Raw genomic sequence first — 16776 nt, forward strand, 5'->3', positions numbered from 1 at the left:
GTCAGGCGCCGCGCGCTTCAGCGTCGCCGTCTTCGGCATCAACGTCGGTCTCGCGGACAAAATCGCCGCCGGCCAGGCGCATCATGTCCGCCGCGAAGCGCTGGCGCGCCTTGTTGCAGAGCGTACGCAGGCGGCGCGCCAACATCGCCTCGCGGTCGGGGCTCAAACCGAGGTCGATCGTGAGCTGACCCGCCATGGCGCGCGCTTCGAGATCGAACGCGGCCTGCAGGCCTGCGATGGCGTCAAGAATCGTGCGTTCGACTTCCTCGATCGGCACAAGGTCGCCGGCTTTGCGCGCGAGTTCGAGCTGCAGCGTGTCGCGCTTCAGCTCTTCGATCTCGACTTTCGCGGTTTTGCCGCTAGGCGGCGGCGCGCGCGGCGCCGGCGGTGGCTGAGTGGTGTCGTTTGCGGCGATTTTCTCGACCGCGTCGAGTTTCGCCAGCGCCGCCTGGCGCTTCGTTTCGTCCAAACGTCCGGCCAGCGCCTCGAGCGAGGCGCGCGCGTCGAGATTCTTGGCGTCGATGAACACGAGCAGGCCCTGCTCGCCGTACTTCGTCACCATGGCCGGCGAGATGTCGGCCAATTCCGCGAACGCGACCCGTTTCACACCTCACCCGTCAGCTTCGCCACACTTCGTTCAGGTGGCGGCAGGGTGAAATCGCACTACAGGTAGCGGTCTAACCCCACAAAATTTCACCAGAAATTGCGTCTGCCCCACTGCGCAAGCCCCGCGCCTTCGTCGCGCCGTGTATGCTTTTTGGCCGGGAAGGACCCGCAGCGGGAGGCGTCCGGCCTCCCGCCGCGCGCACTCATTCCTTCGGCAGCTGTTCGCGCGTGAACGTGAGCCGATAGTCGACGCCGACCTCGAACGCATCAGCCGCGGCATCGTTCGTGATCGTCATCTTCACTTCGCCCGCAGGCGTCCACTTCGACCACGTCTTGTTCGGACCCGTTTCGTCATACGTCGGCACGAGCCGCACATCGACGATCTTCTTCGGATCGCTAAGCCCGCCATTGTCGCGCTCGGTCTTCTCAGCGCACTTGAACATCGCGACAACTTACATGTCGTTTCTCCTTTGTGGTTGGCGGCAAACGAAACGGCCCCGCTGTCGCCAGCGAGGCCGTGTCAGACGCGATTCGCGCCCATGCCTATTTCGGTACATCGCGGGGTCCCCCCGCGACAAGCCCCCAATGCATCGCGAGCCGCGTGAGTCCACAAGAAAGAAGCTGCACCACGCCCGCTTCAGCTTTTCGCCGCTCCTGAAACCGCACCAGCGAACGCCGCCGGCCCAGCGTTTCAATGGTCGTTTCGTACACCGCGACTTCCATCACCGCTTCCGCTTCATTCGGCAGCAGCCCTGCGAGCGCCTCATTCAGCGATTGCCACGCATCACTGCCGACCTCCACCCACGGCCGCGGGGCAGCCCCGCCTTGCGCGATAATGCCATCATACGAGCCGGTCACCTTCGGCGGCTTCACGGCCGCCAGGTAGAGCGCGCACACTTTCTCGCCCGCGCGCACCTGATGATCCTCCAACACGCCCGCGCGCCGCAGCCGCTCCAACGGCGCGTTGCCATCAAACTTCACGACATACGCCGGCAGGGCTTCGATGAATTCCTCGCCCGGCGGCACGTCGACTTGCTCGACCCGCCAGCTCGTCTGCAACAGCGCCCGCACCGGCGGCAGCGCCGCGCCCAGGCGCTCGGCTTCGTTCATCGGCTGCGCGATATCCGCCACCGCGCGACGCACCGCCTGTTTCACCTTGCGCTGCTGTTTATTCGGCTTCAGCCCCGCGTCATTCGCCGCCTTGGCCGCGGACTCGACCTCAGCCAAGACATCGGCCGTCTCCACGCCCGCGCCCGCCAGCGCGCCCCTGAGGCGCGCCGTCGCCCGGTCTGGATCGTACGCGACCACTGGTGCTGCAGCTGTTTTTTTCATGCTTGATCCAGTGACGAGAGTGACAAGTGACAAAAGTGACGAATATCGAGAGTTAGCCAGCAAAGCGCGTGCGCACGCGCGCGCGAGTGCGTAGGGGGTCATCGTCACTTTCGTCACTTTCGGTTCGCGCCCTTGGCCGCCAACGCTTTCCGGCAGTGACGATCAGTGACGAAAGGGACGATCCGGCGCGGAAAACAGAACGGCGCGCGAACAGGCGCGCAGGACGAATTGTCACTTCGTCACTGATCGTCACTGTAAGGGCGGCGCACGCGCTCATGCTTCACCTCCGGCGACCAGCACGGCCTCACGCCACTCGACCGAAATGAAGCCCGCGCCACGTCCCGCCAACTCCGCATTCCACGTCCGCGCCGCGATCTGCCCGGCCTCCTCGGCGCTCTCGCGGCAAGGAAATTCGAGCGCATCCAACCATTCATACCCGCTCGGCGCGGGCAGCCCGTTGACGATGACGGCTACGCCGCGATTGAGCGGATACGAGACGCGGAAGAGATTGCGCCAGCGTTTGCCGCACCCCGTTTCGTTCGCGCTTTCCGGACGTTCGCCTATGACGACCGCGCCGATCATTCGCCGCCCCCGTCCTTCGCCGCCGCGTAATCAGCGCCCGCCGCTTCCTTGTCCTTCTTCTTCTGCTGGCCGGTGCGCACCATCAGCTGCCATTCCGGCAAGAGCTCGAGGCCCGTGCGATAGACGAAGCCGTCGCTCTTCTCGCGGCCGAAGCCGCGGTCGGTGAGGCGGCGGCCGACCATGTTCGACGACAGCGGCTCCTTCATGCCTTCGTCGCGCGACCAGAGCTTGAAGCCGTCATAGAGCTCGCCGAACTCGGTGCGCGCGCCTTCGGCCTTGGTGCAGCACTCGGCGATGAAGCGCCCGATCACGTCGCTGTCGGTGCGATAGGCGAGCGTCTCTTCCTGCACCTCGTCAGGGGGGCTAAGGCCGCCGCGCTCGAAATAATCGGCGAGCCCGTCAAGCAGCCAGTTCAAAATCCCCGGCGCCTCGCGTTCCAGCGCCGCTTCGAGCGCCGGGCCTTTTTCGCGCTGCTCTTCGGCCGGGATCTGCACTTTCCACGGCACCAAGAGAATGCGGCGCCAGATCCCGTCATCGCCGCCGCGGATCGAGGGCCGGTTATTGCACGAGAGCACGATCTTGAAATTCGGGCTGAACTCGATCGGCGCTTCCTGCAGCTTGCGCGCCACGATCGGCTCGCCGCCCGTCATCGACTTGACGCCGCCTTCGGAAAGCCGCGCGCCCGGTTCCGGTTCGGACACGCGCACCAGGCGCGGCTTTTCGGCGAGGCGGGCGATATCGGGCGAAGGGCCGCTTCCGGATTGGCGATCGTTGTAGAGCAGCGACTGCACCGCCGCCGTCATCGCGTAATCGCCCAGGACGCGCGACACCGCGTTGAGCAACGTCGACTTGCCGTTCGCGCCGCCGCCGTGAAACACGATCATGGCCTGGTCGCGCACGCTATCGATCAGACAGACGCCCAAGCAGCGGCGCACGAAATGCTGCAGGGATCGGTCGAGGCCGTCCGCCGTGGAAACGCAGCGCACGTCGCTCGCATCGCTCGCCGGCGACGGCGGCAGCACGCGATCGAGAAACGCGCGAAATTCCGGCGCTTCGGCGTCGGGCTCGTAGGCGACGCCGGCCATGTGCGTGATGTAGTCTTCGCGCGCGTGTTTTCGAAGCGTCACCTCTTCCGGCGAGAGCTCGAGCGTGCCGTTCGTGACATTGAACAGCCGCGGCCGTGCATTCCACTCCTCGTGCGTCACCATGAGGTGCGGCCAGGCCTGCGCCAGCATCGCGTTCAGGCGCGACGAGTTCGCCGAAGCCGTCGCCCACTTCATGTGCGATTCGGCGCGCGCCAGAAGCGACTTGCGCCGATCCGGTTCGACGCCCTCGGCTTCGGCGCGGATGGCGTCGGCTTCCTTGCGGATCGCCCGCGCCGTTTCCTGCGCGCGCCGCAGCGCGTGCGCCTGGTCGTCATCGATGCGCCAGCGCTGGCCGTCGAACACCAGGACGCCGAGGCCCGGCGTGCGGCGCAAATCCGCCCCGTGCCGCGCGCGCAGCCGCTCGGCGTTGCCGATATCGTCGCGGCCATAATCGGCCAGCGCCCGATCGTCGACCGCCGGGCCGCCGCCGCTGACGAGCGTGAGGGCAGGGCGCGCCGTCAACCGGCGCGCTCCGCTTTTGCCAATAGCAACCGGATCGCGATGGCGGCGATGTTGAGGTGACCCTCGGCGATCGCGCGGATCGCTTGCGCCACGTCCGGCGCGAAGCCGGCGCACGCGCGCGCCAAAAGTCGGGCAAACGGGTCGTGACCGTCATCCTTCAAGCCATCATCGATGACGACTGTCGCCGCGGCGCTGTCGAGCGCCCGCTCGACGTACCAGAGCGCTTTCTGCAAATCCTCGAGCTGCGCGCCCTTGTGATCGGCGCGCCAGAGATACTTCACCGCATTACCCTGGCAGAACGGCAGCTGTTCGGCGAGTTCGATGCATTCGACGCCGTGCGGGTGCGCGTTGTAGTGCGCCGGATGATCGATCGCGTTCACAGCGGCCTCGCATCTTCAGCGATGCCCGGCCGCATCGAATTGTCCGCGCCCAAGATCGCCGCGTGCCAATTCGCGAGCGCGGCCGCGCTCGAAATGGTATGGTGCAGGGCCTTCTCGCTGTTGCCGGCATCGGCGGCGTGCAGAGCCTTTCCGGCCAGGTAGCCGATGAGCCAGAACCAGTCGGCGGGCGTCTTGCCGGCGTCATGAGCCGATCCCCAACGCGCGCGCTGATGCGCTGCTTCGAGGACGACGGCCCTGCTGAAATCCCGCAATTCCGGCGCGTTCAGTTTCGCCAGTGCGTCGTCGCGCTCGCGCGTGACGCGCGTTAGCGTGTCCCGAAGCTCCTCAACTTGCTCAACGGTGAGATCGCTGCGCGCGAAGCGAGACATTCACTCAGCCTCCGCTTCCGAAGCCGAGTCGTCCGCCGCCGGCCGCATCGACGCCCAGTCTGGCATCGCCACGACCACGACGCCCCCCCCCAGCCACTCCGCCTCGGCCATCTCAGCGCCGTGCCAGACGCCGGGCTTGAACGGGTGAACCTTGATCGAGCACGAGCCGGACGGGCGGCCGTTCTCGCTCTTGGGCGCGTCCCGCTCCATCACCGGCCAGCCTTCGCCGAGTTTCGCGGGCGTCAGCTGCAGGAAGTCACGGCCGTCAGCGCTCGCCGCCTCGACCTTCATCGCGTCCGGCTTGCCGAGCTCGGCATAGGCGCCGGCGTTGAACGTCAGCTTCACCGCGCCGGCTTTCGTCACCGCCACCTTGATGACGCGCTCCGTTTCCGGCTCTTCGACCGCGACCGGCTTGAACGCGAGATTTCCAAACTTCGACATGACACCCTCCTTTATTTGCGCACGTCGCACAGCAGCACGACGGCGCTCTCGCCGCCCAAAACCTCGATCACGATTTCCCAAAGCGCCTCAGCCGACCATTGCTTGCGATCGAAGTCCGCGTCGGGCTCGACGCCGACCGCGCACAGCGAATGCGCGCCGTGTTCGCCTTCGCTTGTCTTCGTCATCAGCGTAGCGACACGACCGTCCCCGCCTGGCTCGGTCCAGTGGAACGCGTAGGGGGCCATATGATATTCAGCGCCGGGCAGCACGCGCGTTGGATCAATCTCGCGCACGCGCACACGGCGATCGGCAATCCATGGCCGATTGCCGAACTTCGTGCGCGCACCTTCGTGCAGATAAGCGATGTGCGTCGCATCGTCATTACGCTCGACTGCGACGGCGTGGTTGATCTGTTCGCCGACCAGCACGCGCGAGACGAAGCCAAAGCGATGATTGTGAATCGCCGAATGCGCAAAGCAGGCGCGGCGCGGCAGGGCGGGGTGCCAGACATGCAGCCGCTGCTTGCCTCCGAGCTTCACCTGCAGAAAGCCCAGCCCGTGCAGCGTGATCGTGTTTTCCGTTTCCTCGAACTCAAACTGCTTCACGTTGACCCTCCGCTTCATCAGCCGGCAGCGTCGCCACCTGCACGTCGCTGGCGCCGGCCGCTTTCCACCAATGCGTGACGCAGAGCGCGATCACTTGCGTGAGCCGCGCCGCGCTGATCCATTTCTCCCACTTCGTCCCCTTGGAGACGTGAAAGCCCTCGAGCGCGCCCGGCAGCACGACGAGCACGCGCCCGCGCCATGGGCTTGTCGCCGCTGGCCGTTCCGGATCGGGCGAAGGCCGCGACCAATCGTCGAAGCCGCCGCGATTCTTGGCGATGCCGCCGGCGAGCGCGCCGAGATCGCGCACGACGAAGAGCCCGTAGGCGCCGCCCTGCGCATCCTCCCAGGCGAGCGCCGCCAGCTCGGCTGTACCGCGATCGGCGACGATCAGGGTGGCGTCCGCCGCCGGCGGATATTTCATCATCACCGCGACCGGCCCGCGGTCGTCGCGCAGCGACGCCTGGCGCACACCGCGCTCGAACCGTTCCGCGCGCGTTTCCGATTGCGGACCGCCGAGCCGATCTTCTCGCGTCACTTTGCGCGGCCGCGATTGGCCGACAGAGAAGCCCCAGGCGATCTTCGCTTCGATCTGCTGCGCCAGCCACGGCCCTTTGGCTTCGCTCATCTGCGCCGCCGCATCGCGCAACGCGCGTTCGGCATACGCGGCTTCGATTTCGCCGCCGGCGACGAGCTCGCCGATCGCCGCGGCCTCGCTGGTCAGCGTCGTGTTCTGCACGCCGGGCGCGGCCGTCGCGATGCGCCGGCAAGCGCTGTCGAGCGCCTTCTCACCGTACGCGGTCGCGCGCCCGCCGCGGAAACGGTCGCTGTAGCTCGCCGCCGCCGCGGCTGGCTTAGGGGGAGGCGGCACGATCGCGCGCAGCAGCCAATCCGGCGCGTTTGCGATCGGCGTGTCGCGATCGGCCCAGGCATATTGCCGCCCGCTCGGATGGATCGACGGCGGCAGCACGATATAGCCGCCGTCGCCGCGCACATCGAAGCCCGCGCACTTCACGCGCTTGCCGTCGACGAGATAGCCGCCGCCGCGATTGCGCACGCCCTCGACGTGCTTGAACAGAAGATGCCGGCCCTTGCCGGTGTACTGCATCAGAGTCGGTGCCATGTGCGGGCCGCCGGCGAGACGCGCCAAACCCGCTTCCGCTTCCGGTCCGTCGAGATCGAGCACGAACACGCCCGACGCCGCGCCGGTCGCCATGCCGATGTTCGCGTTCGGCCACCGCGTCCACCACGCTTCGATCTGGGCCGCATCCGTCGTCGCCGCGTGAAAACCGCCATCGTTCGCGCCAGGCGCGGAAGGTTCGATCATCGGCCGCTTGTCGCGAACGCGCAGTGGAAACACCGCCCAGCCGCGCGCCGCATAGGCGAGGGCGGCGATGTGATAGATCGTCGTCACCGCCGCACCTCGTGCAGAAACTCTGCTTCGGTCAGCCAGTGAAACCGCTCGCGCCGCGCTTCCATCGCACGGCGCAGCGGACCGGATGCGAAGATGAACCCGGTGAGGTCGAAGGCAAGCCCCGCCATCGTGTGATCGAGCTCGTCCGGATGCACGACGAGAAGAATGGCTGCGTCCGGGAAGCGGCCCTCGCGCCGCTCGCCATCGATGCCGCGGTCGCGCAGCCAATCGAGCGCACGCCGGCGATTGCCGGCGAAGACGACGACGCGCTGCTTGTCGCCGTCACACATCAGCGGCCTCCCTGAGCGAAGCGAAGTGCGCGTTGAGCGACCCGCGCGCCGCCGGCGCCAGCTGGTAGCCGACGCCCCATACGGTCTCGATGGCGGCAAGGCCGCGGCGCTTCAGCTTGCCGCGCACCTTGCAGATCAGCACGTCGATGATCTTCAGCTCCGCCCCGCCGTCGGGATCGTCGCCGTAGAGCGCCGCGTGCAGCGCATCCTTGGTCGCGAGCGGCCGCGCCAGCAGCACGGCGAAGAGACGCGCCTCCGATTCGGTGAGCCCCCCCCAGGCCATGATCGGCGCGACCGCGCTTTCGCGGAACATCAGCTCGCGGAGCGCGCGCACTTCTTCGGCCAGCTCGTCACAGCGCGGACAGCAGGAGACCTCGACCCGCGCCACACGCTGCAGCGGCCGCGCTTGCGCCCGCGCCCGCTCGAACCGATTGCGCGCCGCCTGCACGACGGCGGCGACGTGGGCGTCGGCTTCGTCAGCTTCGACCAGGCGGCAGAGCGCGCTCATGCGCAGCCGCCCTTGCCGATGCTGCCGCGGACCTCGAGATCGCGACGCACCGCCGGCGGCAGCGTGATCTGTTCGACCGCGACATCGTACTTGCCACGGCCCGGCGGCAGGCGCCGCGGAATCGCGACGCCGAACGGCCCGAGCTTGATCCGGAGCCGCCCGAGCACGACGCTGACATTGTGCGGCGCGAAACTGAGCCCCGCGCGCTCATTGACAGCCTCGGTCAGCGCCCGCGTCGAAGGCCAGCCGCGCTCCAGCATGGCGAAGAACACCGTCTCCTCGCTCAGCGACAGATTCCAGAGCGCCGGCGTCTTGCGCTCGGCGTCGGGGCGGCGGCTGCGACGCATGTTCGGATTGACGGGCGGCTTGTACGCGCGCGCCTCGGCGATCGTGGCGTTGAACCCCGGCTTTCGCCCCTCGCGCTCGGCGCGGCGCTCTTCCAGCATTTTGATATTCGCCGCCCGGGCGCGTTCGAAGCGTTCCTGCGCGGCGCGCACGACCGCGGCGACGCGTCTGTCGCTATCGTCAGGCGGCAAGAGGCGAGCGAGGGCCGTCATTGCGCGCGCGCCTTTTGTTGCCGGCCGAGCACGCCGAGCGCGTGCATGATGGTCGTGTGGTCGCGGCGGAAGATCTTGCCGAGATGCGGATAGGAGAAATCGGGAAAACACTTGGCGACCAGCTGAATCGCTTCGTTGCGCGCCTTCACCAGCGGCCGCGATCGGCCTTTGGCCTTCAGCTGGTCGGCCGTGAACCCATGCCGCGCCGCGCAGCGTTCGACGATCGCCTTCACGCGCGTTGCGATCGGCGCGCTCAGCAGATCGTGCGCCTCGCGAAAGTGCGCCGTCGCCGCGAATGAAGACGCGCCGGCGTCAGCGCTGTTGCGCGGACCGCCGCACGCAGAATTCTTGGGCGCGCCCGACGATGCGGACGCCGCCCTCGATTGCTTTGCCATGATGTGGGTCTACTCCCCCGCAGCTTTGTGTTTTCGCTCAGCGCGCGCCCCGACCCAAAGCGCGCGCGCCTTCGTTACTTGGCGCGCCAGACCTCTTCGCCGCCGTCGCCTTTCGTCATGCTGACCTTCTTCGCCGCCCTGAGCTCGGATAGACGCGGGCTGATCAGCTTCGCCTTCACGCTGATGCGCTGCGCGATCGTGTCGGTCGACGCCGGCCCGTGCTTCTGCAACGTCGCGTGAATGCGATCCTTCAACGGCTTCACCATCAGCTGCTCCCTTCTTCGTCTGCGGCGGTCCGCGCAAAAGCGCTAACGCCGCCTTCGATTCTCTGTGTGAGCGCGGCGTCGAAACCGGCGAGGGCGGCGATCGCTTCGCGAATGTCCGCGCGCGCCGCCCTCGCCTGCTCGAGCCCCCAGGCCCCCGGCGCCAGCTGCGCCAGGGCAGCCACAGCTTCGCCAGTCTCTTTGATCGCGCTGAGCGCCCGCGCTTCCGTGCCGCCGCTGACGCCGTAAACGGCGCAACCCGCAAGCTGCGCCAAAGCGCGCGCCATGATCGGTTTCCCCGCCGCGCGGTCGAGATCGGCGGCGATATCGATCGGCACGAACAATTCGTGCGCGTGGTCGGCGTACTTTCTGAGCGAGCGCGGTTCGTTGCGCGTCAGCTGCGCGAACGCTTCAGCCGTGCCCTGCGGCGTCGCCACGGCGAACGCCGCCGCCGTCGCGCCCTTCAGCGAACCGTACGCGGCAGGGGAGAGCAGGCGAGGTTTGTCGCTCATGCGGCGCCTGCCTGGAGAGGCCGCGCCGGTTCCGTTTCGGACTCGGTTCCCTCGACGGCGTCGGGCAGTGTGATCCCGGCTTCGGCGGCGAGGCGGGACAATTCCGCTTCCGCCTGGGCGAGCCGCTTTACACCGACATCCGAGCGGGTGTTGCGGATCTCGCTCACCCGGTCGGATGCGCCGAAAAGTTGAAGCGAAACGGGACCTTGCTGACGCCCGGCGGCTTCGCAATAGGCGTCGAACCGGGCCAAAAAGGCGGCCAGCGCGGGCGAAGAAGGGGGCGCTTCGGAATGCATACTGCAGCCATGAACCGGGAAATGGCCCGGTCAGTCAAGCGGGACGAACCCCAAATGCCGTGGATAAGTTCCCATGGCAGATTGCGGGAGATGCCCCGTGCCCGTTCTAAGTCTCAGTACCCGAAAGCTTTTCTCGACATGCTCGCGGCGGCCGGATTCTCCAGCCCGCACGCGGCTGCGGTAGCGGCGGGCAGTCCCGACATGCTGCGCGACCTTGCGCGCGGTAAGTCCCGAGTGCTGCGTACGGACTCGCTCGCGGCTCTGGCGAACACGCTTGGCCGTTCGATGGAAGACGTCAGCGCCGCGCTCGAGCTGCCAGGCAGCGACGGCGCCGGTCGGCTTCGCGTCGACGAGCACACGCCACAGCGCGCGCCAGTCCGCAGCGGTCCGCTTCTGCCGGTGCGCTACGTGGTGCAGGCCGGCGCCTGGATCGAGGTCGACGACCTCGCCCAGGAACGGCTCGTGTCGCCGCCGGTCACCGCCGACCCCGGCTTCCCGCCGGACGCACAATGGCTCGAGCTTGTGCGCGGCGATTCAGCCGACCTCTATTATCCCGAGGGCGTGTTCGTGCACGTCGTCGACGCCGTCGCCATTGGCTACGCCCCGCGGCACGATGATTTCGTCGTCGTCGAACGAAAGCGCGAGCAGGGTGGGCTGATCGAGCGCTCGCTGAAGCAGATTTTCAAGAAGGGGCGCAAGGTGGAGCTCTGGCCGCGCTCGCGCAATCCGAAATGGAAAGCGCCACTCGATTTCAGCGACTCGGCCGAAGAAGATCTGATCGAAATCGCCGCGCTCGTGCTCGGCGGCTATCTGCCGGCTCGGCGCTGATCGAAAAGGAGGGGCTGACATGCAGGGTTTCGGTTGGGTTCTGTTCTGCGCCGGCGCGGCGCTCGGCATTTTCGCGCTCTCGATCGACGCCAGCACCGGCGTATCGGCGTTCGAGAGCTACAGCTACCTAGACGGTCCGGGCGTCAACAATATCGGCGTGCTGAATGAGAAAACGAACCTGACGATCATCGCCGCCGCCTTGCTCGTCGCCGGCGCAATCTTCGCGCGGCCGCACGCCGAGCCTGCGCGCGTTGCGGCCAGCGGCCCGTCTCGCGCCGCCGACATCACAGCTTAATCGAGGGGAGAAGCTTCAGATGCTCACGCGCACCATCGCCGCCGTCATCGCGGCCGTCGCTATGACCGCCTGCACCACGACGCACGGGAGCCAGGCAGTCCACGATTTCGGCCGGTGGCAACAGCTGCAGCCCGGTGTGACGACGAAGCAGGAGTTGCATGCGATCTTTGGTCAGCCGCACGAAGTGCGCTACGCCGCTGACGGCGGCGAGAGCGCATGGACGTACTATCATGTCGTCAATCGCACCAACGCATCGACGTTCGTGCCGTTCGTCGGCCTCGTCACCAATGGCAGCGACCTCGACATCACCCGAGCCGAGTTCGTGTTCGCCGCGGACGGCCGGTTCGCGCGATCCACGCGCGAGCAGGACAGCCGCTATGTGAATTCGTACGCCGGCATCGGCGATGCGCTGACTCCAACCGGTCAGGTCGCGGCGGTTGAGCGCGAAATGCAGACTCTCGGCCTCCCCTTCGACCGGCGCGCAGCGCGGGATGCCGCCGCGTGGGCCGATCAAGCGAACTGAAATCCACAAGTCTATCGGGACAAATCCCTAATGCGCCGTTGACGACCGGGAACTGTCCCGGTTAGCGTCCGCTCCGCCTGTAACGCGGAGGGGCGCTTTTGCCCGAATCTGTCACCTCGCTCGCCGTCGAATCCGCCCGCCGCGCAGCCCGCGCCGGCGTGGCCGGCCTCAACGACCCGTTCGCGCAAACCGACGCGCTGGCGCACCTGATTCACACGTTGACCGCCGAGGCGATGGCCGCTGGCGTCGGCCTCTACGCCCGTATCGACGCGCTGACGCGCGCGCTCGCGGTCGAGATCGACTGCGCCATCAGCCCCAGCAGCAATGACGACGTCGCGCACGAGACCATGAAGGCCGCCGGCCAGCTCGCGCGCTCGCAGCTCAACACGCTGCGCATCCTGCGCCGTGCGCGCGAACTCCAGCAAAAAGGAAACAGCAATGGCTAAAGCCGCGCGCAAGCCCAAAGGCGTACCTGCCGCGATCGCCGGCATAGAAGTTTCGCCGCGCCTCGCGCCGTTCGAAGCGCCGCCGATCCGCGAAGGCGCAGCGCCGCTCGATAAGCTCTACGTCGCGCCGGAGAACGCGCGCGCGGACTCTCCGCTCGAAAACATCGACGAGCTCGCCGCCAACATCATCGCCTGCGGTCTCTTGCAATCGCTGCTCGCGTACGAAGATGACGAGGGCCGCTTCGCCATCGTCGGCGGTCGCCGCCGCCTCAATGCGCTGAAGCTGATCCGGGACGCGGCGCGCGTCGCGCCGGACGCACCGGCGTTCAAAGTCGATTTCGACGCCATTCCGTTGCGCATCACGACGCAGGCGAACGCGACCGCGGCGTCGATCGCCGAAAACACTCAGCGCGTCGATCTCGGCGTCGTCGACGCCGCGCTCGCCTGGAACCGCATGGCCGTGATCGAAGGCCGCGACATCAGCGAGATCGCCAAGGCGTTCGGCGTCACCGAACGCTTCGTCAAGAGCCGCATGAAGCTCGCGAGCCTGCACGAACCGATCCTTGAAGCATTGCGCGCCGGCGAACTCTCGCTCGATGTGGCGCAGCTCTACGCGACTGCGCATATGTCGCGGCAAGAGAAGGTGTGGAAGGGCCTCGGCAAGCAGCGCGACGTCGAGTGGCGCGTGCGCGATGAACTGAAGAAAGACACGCTCGTCGCCGGCGACGCTGTCGCCCGCTTCGTCGGCGAGGAAGCTTACCTCGCCGCCGGCGGCCAGATCGAACAGGAGTTCTTCAAGGCGCCCGAGCAATCGCGCTGGCTCGACCCTGCGCTCGCAGAGCGCCTGGCGCAGGAGAAGCTCGCAGCCGAAGCCGCCAAGCTCGAGGCCGAAGGCTTCCTCTTCGTCGACGCCGCGATCACGATGCCCTACGGCAAGTACGCAGACGGAAATCTCGGTACGCCGCGCAAGCCGACGCCCGAAGAAAAAGCCCGCGTCAAAGAGCTCGACGCCAAGCTGAAGGCGCTGCGCGCCGAGTACGAAGCGATCGAGCGCGGCTGTGAAAAGCGCGACACCGCCGAAGAGGTCGGCGAATACACCGACGAAGAAGCCGAACGCATGACGGAGATCGAGGACGAAGAAATCGATCTGCGCAACGCCAGGGAAGCGATCGAGGACTCATTCTACGAGTTCGATGACAAGGCCAAGCAAAAGAGCGGTGTCGCCGTCACGTTGAACAGCGATGGCACGCTCGCTATCACGCGCGGCGTCATCTCGCCGAAATCACGGCCGGCCACGCCGGCCGGCAGAGCCGCGAAGAAGGGCAAAGCCGCCAGCGCGAAACCGGCCAAGCCCGAACCGCAGGCGCCGATGACGAACCTGACGCACGAGAAAACGTCGCGCATCGCCAGCGCCATCGTCGGCCGCGCGCTGGCGCAACGGCCGGACATCGCGTTGATCGCGGTGACGGCCGCTTTGGCGCGGGAAGTGTTCGACATTGATCTTAACGACAGCGCCTGCGAAGCGCTGACGATTCGCGGCGCCGGGCAGGGGATGACCGGCGCCGAGTTCGCCGACGAAGACGCGTTGCTCGGCGCTGATGCGCAAGCAGCGGCGCGCAAACGCTGGCTGGTCGCGCTCGGCAAGCCGATCGACAAGCTCGAAGCGCGAATGACGACCTGGCCGCAGGCTGACGTGCTGGCGCTGCTCGCCTTCTGCGTCGGCGAAAGCGTCAAAGTGATCGAGCCGACCGCCGCGCGCGATTACAAAGACGACCAACGCGACGCGCTGATGCTGCTCGGCCGACTCGCCGGCGCGAATCCGGCGGCGCATTTCATCCCCGACGCCGATTATCTCGAAGGCTATTCGAAAGCCTCGCTCGAAGCGGCCGCCGCCGAGCTCGGCCTCGACAGCGCCGGCGTCAAGACGAAGGCCGCGCTCGCCGCTCTTGTCGCCGATCACGCCAAAGGCGGCGGCGCCACCGCGGCCTGGGTCCCGCCGCTCCTGCGCACGCTCTGCGGCATGGACGAAGCGCCGAAACCGAAATTGCCCGCGCCACGGGAGCCGAAAGGTAAGCCCGGGCGGTTGGATGCGGGCAAGGGGGCCGCAGCGAAGACCGCGTCTTCCGCCGCGAAAGCTGCGGCCCCCACCGCATCGAAGAAGGGCGCGGCGAAGTCCGCGAAGAAGCTCGCCAAGCCGCCGGCGAAGAAGGCGGCGAAGCCGAAATCGAAGACCGCTGCGAAGGGAGCCGCGCAATGAGCGAAGTCGCGTTCGAAGGTTGGGCCATCGTCGAACTGATGGGCCATCGCACGCGCCCCGGCCGCGTCAAGGAAGTCGAGACCGCCGGCGGCAAGATGCTGCGCATCGACATCCCCGCGCCCGATGGCGAAGTGACGGAGTTCTACGGCGTGTCGGCGATTTATTCGATCCGGCCCTGCTCGGAACAGATCGCGCGCGACCAATCCAGCACCGCACAGTCGCGCCCGGTCCGGCCGATCCAATACCGCGAACTGCCGCAGCCGGACGCGAACGCGGCCGGCGCCAGCAATCACGATTACGACGACGACGACGAGCTGCCGCTATGAGCGACCTCTATCCGATCGGCGGCGCGCTCGCGGCGGTCGCCGCCAAGCTGGCGCCGAAACCGGAAGCGCGCGCGCTCTACACCAGCGGCGTCGCCTGGTTGCCCGGCATCGATGCGGAAGCGCAAGCGCACACGCTGCGCCTCCGCGGCGGCCCCGAGTCGCTCGCCGCTTATCGCCACGCCGTCGCCGTCACCCGCGGCGAGGCCGCGCGCTGCGCCGTCGTGCGCGTTCATGTCCGCGCCGGCGGCGAGCTCCACGCGTTCGACTGCCGCCTCGACGAAGCCAACGTGCACAGCGTCGAAAAAGTGGAGGCCCTCTGATGCTTGCAAGGCCGCCGGTCTGGCAAAGGCTTGAACAAGCGCCGCCCGACATCGAGAACGCTGCCCTTGCAGCGACCATCACGTGTGATTGTGGCCGCGGCGGCAAAATTGTCGTCACCGGATCGCGCGTCGCAGGCGAGTGGATCGTCATGTGCGAGCACTCGATCGAGCTTACGCACTTCATGATTCTGCCGCGTCATCCCAACTGGGGATGCGTCCAATGAGCGACGGCACCAAGATCGAATGGGCGGCGAACGCTGACGGTTCGCCAGGCGCGACCTGGAATCCGATCCGCGCGCGCCGCCGCTCTGACGGCAAGCTCGGCTGGTTCTGCATTCACGCCAGCGAAGGTTGCCGCCTGTGTTATGCCGAACGCTGGAACGAAGGCCGCTTCGGCAATGGACTTTCCTACAAGAAGCAGAACGAAGCCGAGGTCGAGATCTTCCTCGACGAAAAAACGCTGCTGCAGCCGCTGCGCTGGAAGAAGCCCCGCACGATCTTCGTTTGCTCGATGAGCGATCTGTTCGGCGAGTTCGTACCCGACGCTTTCATAGACCGGGTGCTGACGGTCGCGGCGTGCGCGCCGCAGCACACCTTCATCGTGTTGACCAAGCGCGACAAACGCATGAGGGCGTACTTCGAAGCTCTATTCGGCTCGCAGGTAGCGCCGCGCGGCGTGCGCTGCCCGGCTTGGCCCGCGCTGCTCAATCGCGTTGAGCGTGTGTGGCTTGAGGAGCGAGGTCGCGACGCGTACCTCGCTGACGTGCGCCCGCTGCTTGAGCGTGGCTTGCGCACACTTCCCCCCGGCCCCCTGCCGAATGTCTGGCTCGGCGTTTCAATCGAGGATCGCGAGAACGGCGCCGGCCGCGGACCAAACCTGGCGATGACGCCCGCTGCCGCGCGGTTGTGGAGCGTCGAGCCGCTGCTCAGCGATCTCGGCGACATGACACGGCTGGGCCTCTTCGACACGCTCGACGGCGCACGCAAGGCCGTCGATTGGGTCATCGTCGGCGGCGAAAGCGGCCCAGGCGCGCGGCCGATGCATCCCGACTGGGTGCGTTCAATCCGCGATCAGTGCGCCGCCGCCGGCGTCGCCTTCTTCTTCAAGCAGTGGGGCGCGCACGCGCCCGTCACGATCCCGAAAACGGACTGGCGCGGCGAGACGCCGGTGGCATGGCCGCTCGGGCGGCTCGGCGCGCACCCGTGGCCGGATCACGACGACACGATGGTTGTGCTGACGCGCGTCGGCAAGCGCGCCGCCGGCCGCGTTCTCGACGGCCGCACCCACGACGAGCGCCCGCCGCTCGCGCACCAAAGGGTGGCGGCATGACCGCGCTGACGCACATCTATGCCGCCTTCATCGCCGGCGGCTGCGCCGTCGTCGCCGGCCAGGTGTTGCGCGCGTCCTACTGGCGCTTGCGCCGGCGCTTGATCGCCAGCGACGCCGCGATCGCGTTCGGCGGCGTCGTTAAGTTCAGCCGCGCCCTGCGCCGCGCGGGCGCGCTCGAGCCGCTCAGCCGCGCGCTCTTGATCGCCGGCGCTCTCGTCATGACCGCCGCTACGGCCGCGCTGTTCGCCTACGGCTTGTCGGGAGGGTTTCGATGACC

27 protein-coding genes are annotated in these 16776 nt (G+C 67.4%); 10 read left to right on the top strand and 17 right to left on the bottom strand.

The features are described from left to right. Position 1: 1 nt before the first annotated feature. The 17 genes from VEA80_RS06585 to VEA80_RS06665 all read right to left on the bottom strand — a co-directional run bounded on the left by VEA80_RS06585 (position 2) and on the right by VEA80_RS06665 (position 10174). Positions 2-607 (bottom strand): hypothetical protein, encoded by a 606-nt coding sequence (locus VEA80_RS06585; RefSeq protein ID WP_325059906.1) that lies wholly within the window; start codon positions 605-607, stop codon positions 2-4. A gap of 202 nt (positions 608-809) precedes the next feature. Then, a complete protein-coding gene (locus VEA80_RS06590) occupies positions 810-1049 on the bottom strand; it encodes a hypothetical protein (RefSeq protein WP_325059907.1) in 240 nt (79 codons plus the stop codon). Between the two features lie 100 nt (positions 1050-1149). Beyond that, positions 1150-1938, bottom strand: coding sequence for a DUF6456 domain-containing protein (locus VEA80_RS06595; RefSeq protein ID WP_325059908.1), 789 nt, complete (start codon positions 1936-1938; stop codon positions 1150-1152). 273 nt (positions 1939-2211) lie between these two features. After that, complete coding sequence (locus tag VEA80_RS06600) at positions 2212-2520, bottom strand: hypothetical protein (RefSeq protein ID WP_325059909.1); 309 nt, start codon at positions 2518-2520, stop codon at positions 2212-2214. Next, the gene (locus tag VEA80_RS06605) at positions 2517-4127 is read right to left on the bottom strand and encodes a phage/plasmid primase, P4 family (RefSeq protein WP_325059910.1); all 1611 of its coding nucleotides are present in this window, start codon (positions 4125-4127) and stop codon (positions 2517-2519) included. Before VEA80_RS06605 ends, VEA80_RS06600 begins: the two co-directional genes overlap by 4 nt. Then, positions 4124-4507, bottom strand: coding sequence for a DUF3310 domain-containing protein (locus VEA80_RS06610; protein ID WP_325059911.1), 384 nt, complete (start codon positions 4505-4507; stop codon positions 4124-4126). Before VEA80_RS06610 ends, VEA80_RS06605 begins: the two co-directional genes overlap by 4 nt. Then, positions 4504-4896 (bottom strand): hypothetical protein, encoded by a 393-nt coding sequence (locus VEA80_RS06615; protein WP_325059912.1) that lies wholly within the window; start codon positions 4894-4896, stop codon positions 4504-4506. Before VEA80_RS06615 ends, VEA80_RS06610 begins: the two co-directional genes overlap by 4 nt. Further along, positions 4897-5337 (bottom strand): hypothetical protein, encoded by a 441-nt coding sequence (locus tag VEA80_RS06620; RefSeq protein ID WP_325059913.1) that lies wholly within the window; start codon positions 5335-5337, stop codon positions 4897-4899. Between the two features lie 11 nt (positions 5338-5348). Next, positions 5349-5942, bottom strand: a complete 594-nt coding sequence (locus VEA80_RS06625) for a hypothetical protein (protein ID WP_325059914.1) — start codon at positions 5940-5942, stop codon at positions 5349-5351. Beyond that, complete coding sequence (locus VEA80_RS06630) at positions 5929-7353, bottom strand: bifunctional DNA primase/polymerase (protein WP_325059915.1); 1425 nt, start codon at positions 7351-7353, stop codon at positions 5929-5931. The genes VEA80_RS06625 and VEA80_RS06630 overlap by 14 nt, the downstream gene beginning before the upstream one ends. Beyond that, positions 7350-7643: a hypothetical protein gene (locus tag VEA80_RS06635; protein ID WP_325059916.1), complete on the bottom strand. Its 294-nt coding sequence runs from the start codon at positions 7641-7643 to the stop codon at positions 7350-7352. The genes VEA80_RS06630 and VEA80_RS06635 overlap by 4 nt, the downstream gene beginning before the upstream one ends. Continuing rightward, positions 7636-8151, bottom strand: a complete 516-nt coding sequence (locus VEA80_RS06640) for a helix-turn-helix domain-containing protein (protein WP_325059917.1) — start codon at positions 8149-8151, stop codon at positions 7636-7638. The genes VEA80_RS06635 and VEA80_RS06640 overlap by 8 nt, the downstream gene beginning before the upstream one ends. Beyond that, positions 8148-8708: a hypothetical protein gene (locus VEA80_RS06645; protein WP_325059918.1), complete on the bottom strand. Its 561-nt coding sequence runs from the start codon at positions 8706-8708 to the stop codon at positions 8148-8150. The genes VEA80_RS06640 and VEA80_RS06645 overlap by 4 nt, the downstream gene beginning before the upstream one ends. Further along, complete coding sequence (locus VEA80_RS06650; protein WP_325059919.1) at positions 8705-9103, bottom strand: helix-turn-helix domain-containing protein; 399 nt, start codon at positions 9101-9103, stop codon at positions 8705-8707. The genes VEA80_RS06645 and VEA80_RS06650 overlap by 4 nt, the downstream gene beginning before the upstream one ends. 74 nt (positions 9104-9177) lie before the next feature. Then, positions 9178-9369: a hypothetical protein gene (locus tag VEA80_RS06655; RefSeq protein WP_325059920.1), complete on the bottom strand. Its 192-nt coding sequence runs from the start codon at positions 9367-9369 to the stop codon at positions 9178-9180. Next, a complete protein-coding gene (locus VEA80_RS06660; protein WP_325059921.1) occupies positions 9369-9878 on the bottom strand; it encodes a hypothetical protein in 510 nt (169 codons plus the stop codon). The genes VEA80_RS06655 and VEA80_RS06660 overlap by 1 nt, the downstream gene beginning before the upstream one ends. Further along, a complete protein-coding gene (locus VEA80_RS06665; RefSeq protein WP_325059922.1) occupies positions 9875-10174 on the bottom strand; it encodes a hypothetical protein in 300 nt (99 codons plus the stop codon). Before VEA80_RS06665 ends, VEA80_RS06660 begins: the two co-directional genes overlap by 4 nt. A gap of 90 nt (positions 10175-10264) precedes the next feature. On the opposite strand from VEA80_RS06665, the gene VEA80_RS06670 reads away from it, so the two are divergent. The 10 genes from VEA80_RS06670 to VEA80_RS06715 all read left to right on the top strand — a co-directional run bounded on the left by VEA80_RS06670 (position 10265) and on the right by VEA80_RS06715 (position 16774). After that, the gene (locus tag VEA80_RS06670) at positions 10265-11002 is read left to right on the top strand and encodes a hypothetical protein (protein ID WP_325059923.1); all 738 of its coding nucleotides are present in this window, start codon (positions 10265-10267) and stop codon (positions 11000-11002) included. Between the two features lie 19 nt (positions 11003-11021). Then, a complete protein-coding gene (locus VEA80_RS06675) occupies positions 11022-11297 on the top strand; it encodes a hypothetical protein (protein WP_325059924.1) in 276 nt (91 codons plus the stop codon). A gap of 19 nt (positions 11298-11316) precedes the next feature. Continuing rightward, the gene (locus VEA80_RS06680) at positions 11317-11820 is read left to right on the top strand and encodes a hypothetical protein (RefSeq protein ID WP_325059925.1); all 504 of its coding nucleotides are present in this window, start codon (positions 11317-11319) and stop codon (positions 11818-11820) included. Positions 11821-11918: 98 nt separating this feature from the next. After that, positions 11919-12266, top strand: a complete 348-nt coding sequence (locus tag VEA80_RS06685; RefSeq protein WP_325059926.1) for a hypothetical protein — start codon at positions 11919-11921, stop codon at positions 12264-12266. After that, positions 12259-14523: a ParB/RepB/Spo0J family partition protein gene (locus VEA80_RS06690; protein WP_325059927.1), complete on the top strand. Its 2265-nt coding sequence runs from the start codon at positions 12259-12261 to the stop codon at positions 14521-14523. Before VEA80_RS06685 ends, VEA80_RS06690 begins: the two co-directional genes overlap by 8 nt. Further along, complete coding sequence (locus tag VEA80_RS06695) at positions 14520-14849, top strand: hypothetical protein (protein ID WP_325059928.1); 330 nt, start codon at positions 14520-14522, stop codon at positions 14847-14849. The genes VEA80_RS06690 and VEA80_RS06695 overlap by 4 nt, the downstream gene beginning before the upstream one ends. Continuing rightward, entirely contained in the window at positions 14846-15169 is a 324-nt protein-coding gene (locus VEA80_RS06700; RefSeq protein WP_325059929.1) for a hypothetical protein, read from the top strand. The genes VEA80_RS06695 and VEA80_RS06700 overlap by 4 nt, the downstream gene beginning before the upstream one ends. Then, positions 15169-15393 carry a hypothetical protein gene (locus VEA80_RS06705; protein WP_325059930.1) on the top strand — a complete coding sequence of 75 codons (225 nt, stop codon included), beginning with the start codon at positions 15169-15171 and terminating at the stop codon, positions 15391-15393. Before VEA80_RS06700 ends, VEA80_RS06705 begins: the two co-directional genes overlap by 1 nt. Beyond that, positions 15390-16499: a phage Gp37/Gp68 family protein gene (locus VEA80_RS06710; RefSeq protein ID WP_325059931.1), complete on the top strand. Its 1110-nt coding sequence runs from the start codon at positions 15390-15392 to the stop codon at positions 16497-16499. The genes VEA80_RS06705 and VEA80_RS06710 overlap by 4 nt, the downstream gene beginning before the upstream one ends. Next, on the top strand, positions 16496-16774 hold the full coding sequence (locus VEA80_RS06715; RefSeq protein WP_325059932.1) for a hypothetical protein: 279 nt from the start codon (positions 16496-16498) through the stop codon (positions 16772-16774). The genes VEA80_RS06710 and VEA80_RS06715 overlap by 4 nt, the downstream gene beginning before the upstream one ends. The last annotated feature ends 2 nt before the right edge of the window (positions 16775-16776 follow it).

Origin of the sequence: Vitreimonas sp. (assembly GCF_035627415.1) — a bacterium.
Taxonomy (GTDB): domain Bacteria; phylum Pseudomonadota; class Alphaproteobacteria; order Caulobacterales; family Aquidulcibacteraceae; genus Vitreimonas.

Coding starts and splice junctions, on each gene's coding strand:
- VEA80_RS06590 (WP_325059907.1), bottom strand. CDS start 1,049: ATGTTCAAGTGCGCTGAGAAGACCGAGCGCGACAATGGCGGGCTTAGC.
- VEA80_RS06595 (WP_325059908.1), bottom strand. CDS start 1,938: ATGAAAAAAACAGCTGCAGCACCAGTGGTCGCGTACGATCCAGACCGG.
- VEA80_RS06600 (WP_325059909.1), bottom strand. CDS start 2,520: ATGATCGGCGCGGTCGTCATAGGCGAACGTCCGGAAAGCGCGAACGAA.
- VEA80_RS06615 (WP_325059912.1), bottom strand. CDS start 4,896: ATGTCTCGCTTCGCGCGCAGCGATCTCACCGTTGAGCAAGTTGAGGAG.
- VEA80_RS06620 (WP_325059913.1), bottom strand. CDS start 5,337: ATGTCGAAGTTTGGAAATCTCGCGTTCAAGCCGGTCGCGGTCGAAGAG.
- VEA80_RS06635 (WP_325059916.1), bottom strand. CDS start 7,643: ATGTGTGACGGCGACAAGCAGCGCGTCGTCGTCTTCGCCGGCAATCGC.
- VEA80_RS06640 (WP_325059917.1), bottom strand. CDS start 8,151: ATGAGCGCGCTCTGCCGCCTGGTCGAAGCTGACGAAGCCGACGCCCAC.
- VEA80_RS06645 (WP_325059918.1), bottom strand. CDS start 8,708: ATGACGGCCCTCGCTCGCCTCTTGCCGCCTGACGATAGCGACAGACGC.
- VEA80_RS06650 (WP_325059919.1), bottom strand. CDS start 9,103: ATGGCAAAGCAATCGAGGGCGGCGTCCGCATCGTCGGGCGCGCCCAAG.
- VEA80_RS06655 (WP_325059920.1), bottom strand. CDS start 9,369: ATGGTGAAGCCGTTGAAGGATCGCATTCACGCGACGTTGCAGAAGCAC.
- VEA80_RS06660 (WP_325059921.1), bottom strand. CDS start 9,878: ATGAGCGACAAACCTCGCCTGCTCTCCCCTGCCGCGTACGGTTCGCTG.
- VEA80_RS06665 (WP_325059922.1), bottom strand. CDS start 10,174: ATGCATTCCGAAGCGCCCCCTTCTTCGCCCGCGCTGGCCGCCTTTTTG.
- VEA80_RS06670 (WP_325059923.1), top strand. CDS start 10,265: ATGCCCCGTGCCCGTTCTAAGTCTCAGTACCCGAAAGCTTTTCTCGAC.
- VEA80_RS06675 (WP_325059924.1), top strand. CDS start 11,022: ATGCAGGGTTTCGGTTGGGTTCTGTTCTGCGCCGGCGCGGCGCTCGGC.
- VEA80_RS06680 (WP_325059925.1), top strand. CDS start 11,317: ATGCTCACGCGCACCATCGCCGCCGTCATCGCGGCCGTCGCTATGACC.
- VEA80_RS06690 (WP_325059927.1), top strand. CDS start 12,259: ATGGCTAAAGCCGCGCGCAAGCCCAAAGGCGTACCTGCCGCGATCGCC.
- VEA80_RS06695 (WP_325059928.1), top strand. CDS start 14,520: ATGAGCGAAGTCGCGTTCGAAGGTTGGGCCATCGTCGAACTGATGGGC.
- VEA80_RS06700 (WP_325059929.1), top strand. CDS start 14,846: ATGAGCGACCTCTATCCGATCGGCGGCGCGCTCGCGGCGGTCGCCGCC.
- VEA80_RS06705 (WP_325059930.1), top strand. CDS start 15,169: ATGCTTGCAAGGCCGCCGGTCTGGCAAAGGCTTGAACAAGCGCCGCCC.
- VEA80_RS06710 (WP_325059931.1), top strand. CDS start 15,390: ATGAGCGACGGCACCAAGATCGAATGGGCGGCGAACGCTGACGGTTCG.
- VEA80_RS06715 (WP_325059932.1), top strand. CDS start 16,496: ATGACCGCGCTGACGCACATCTATGCCGCCTTCATCGCCGGCGGCTGC.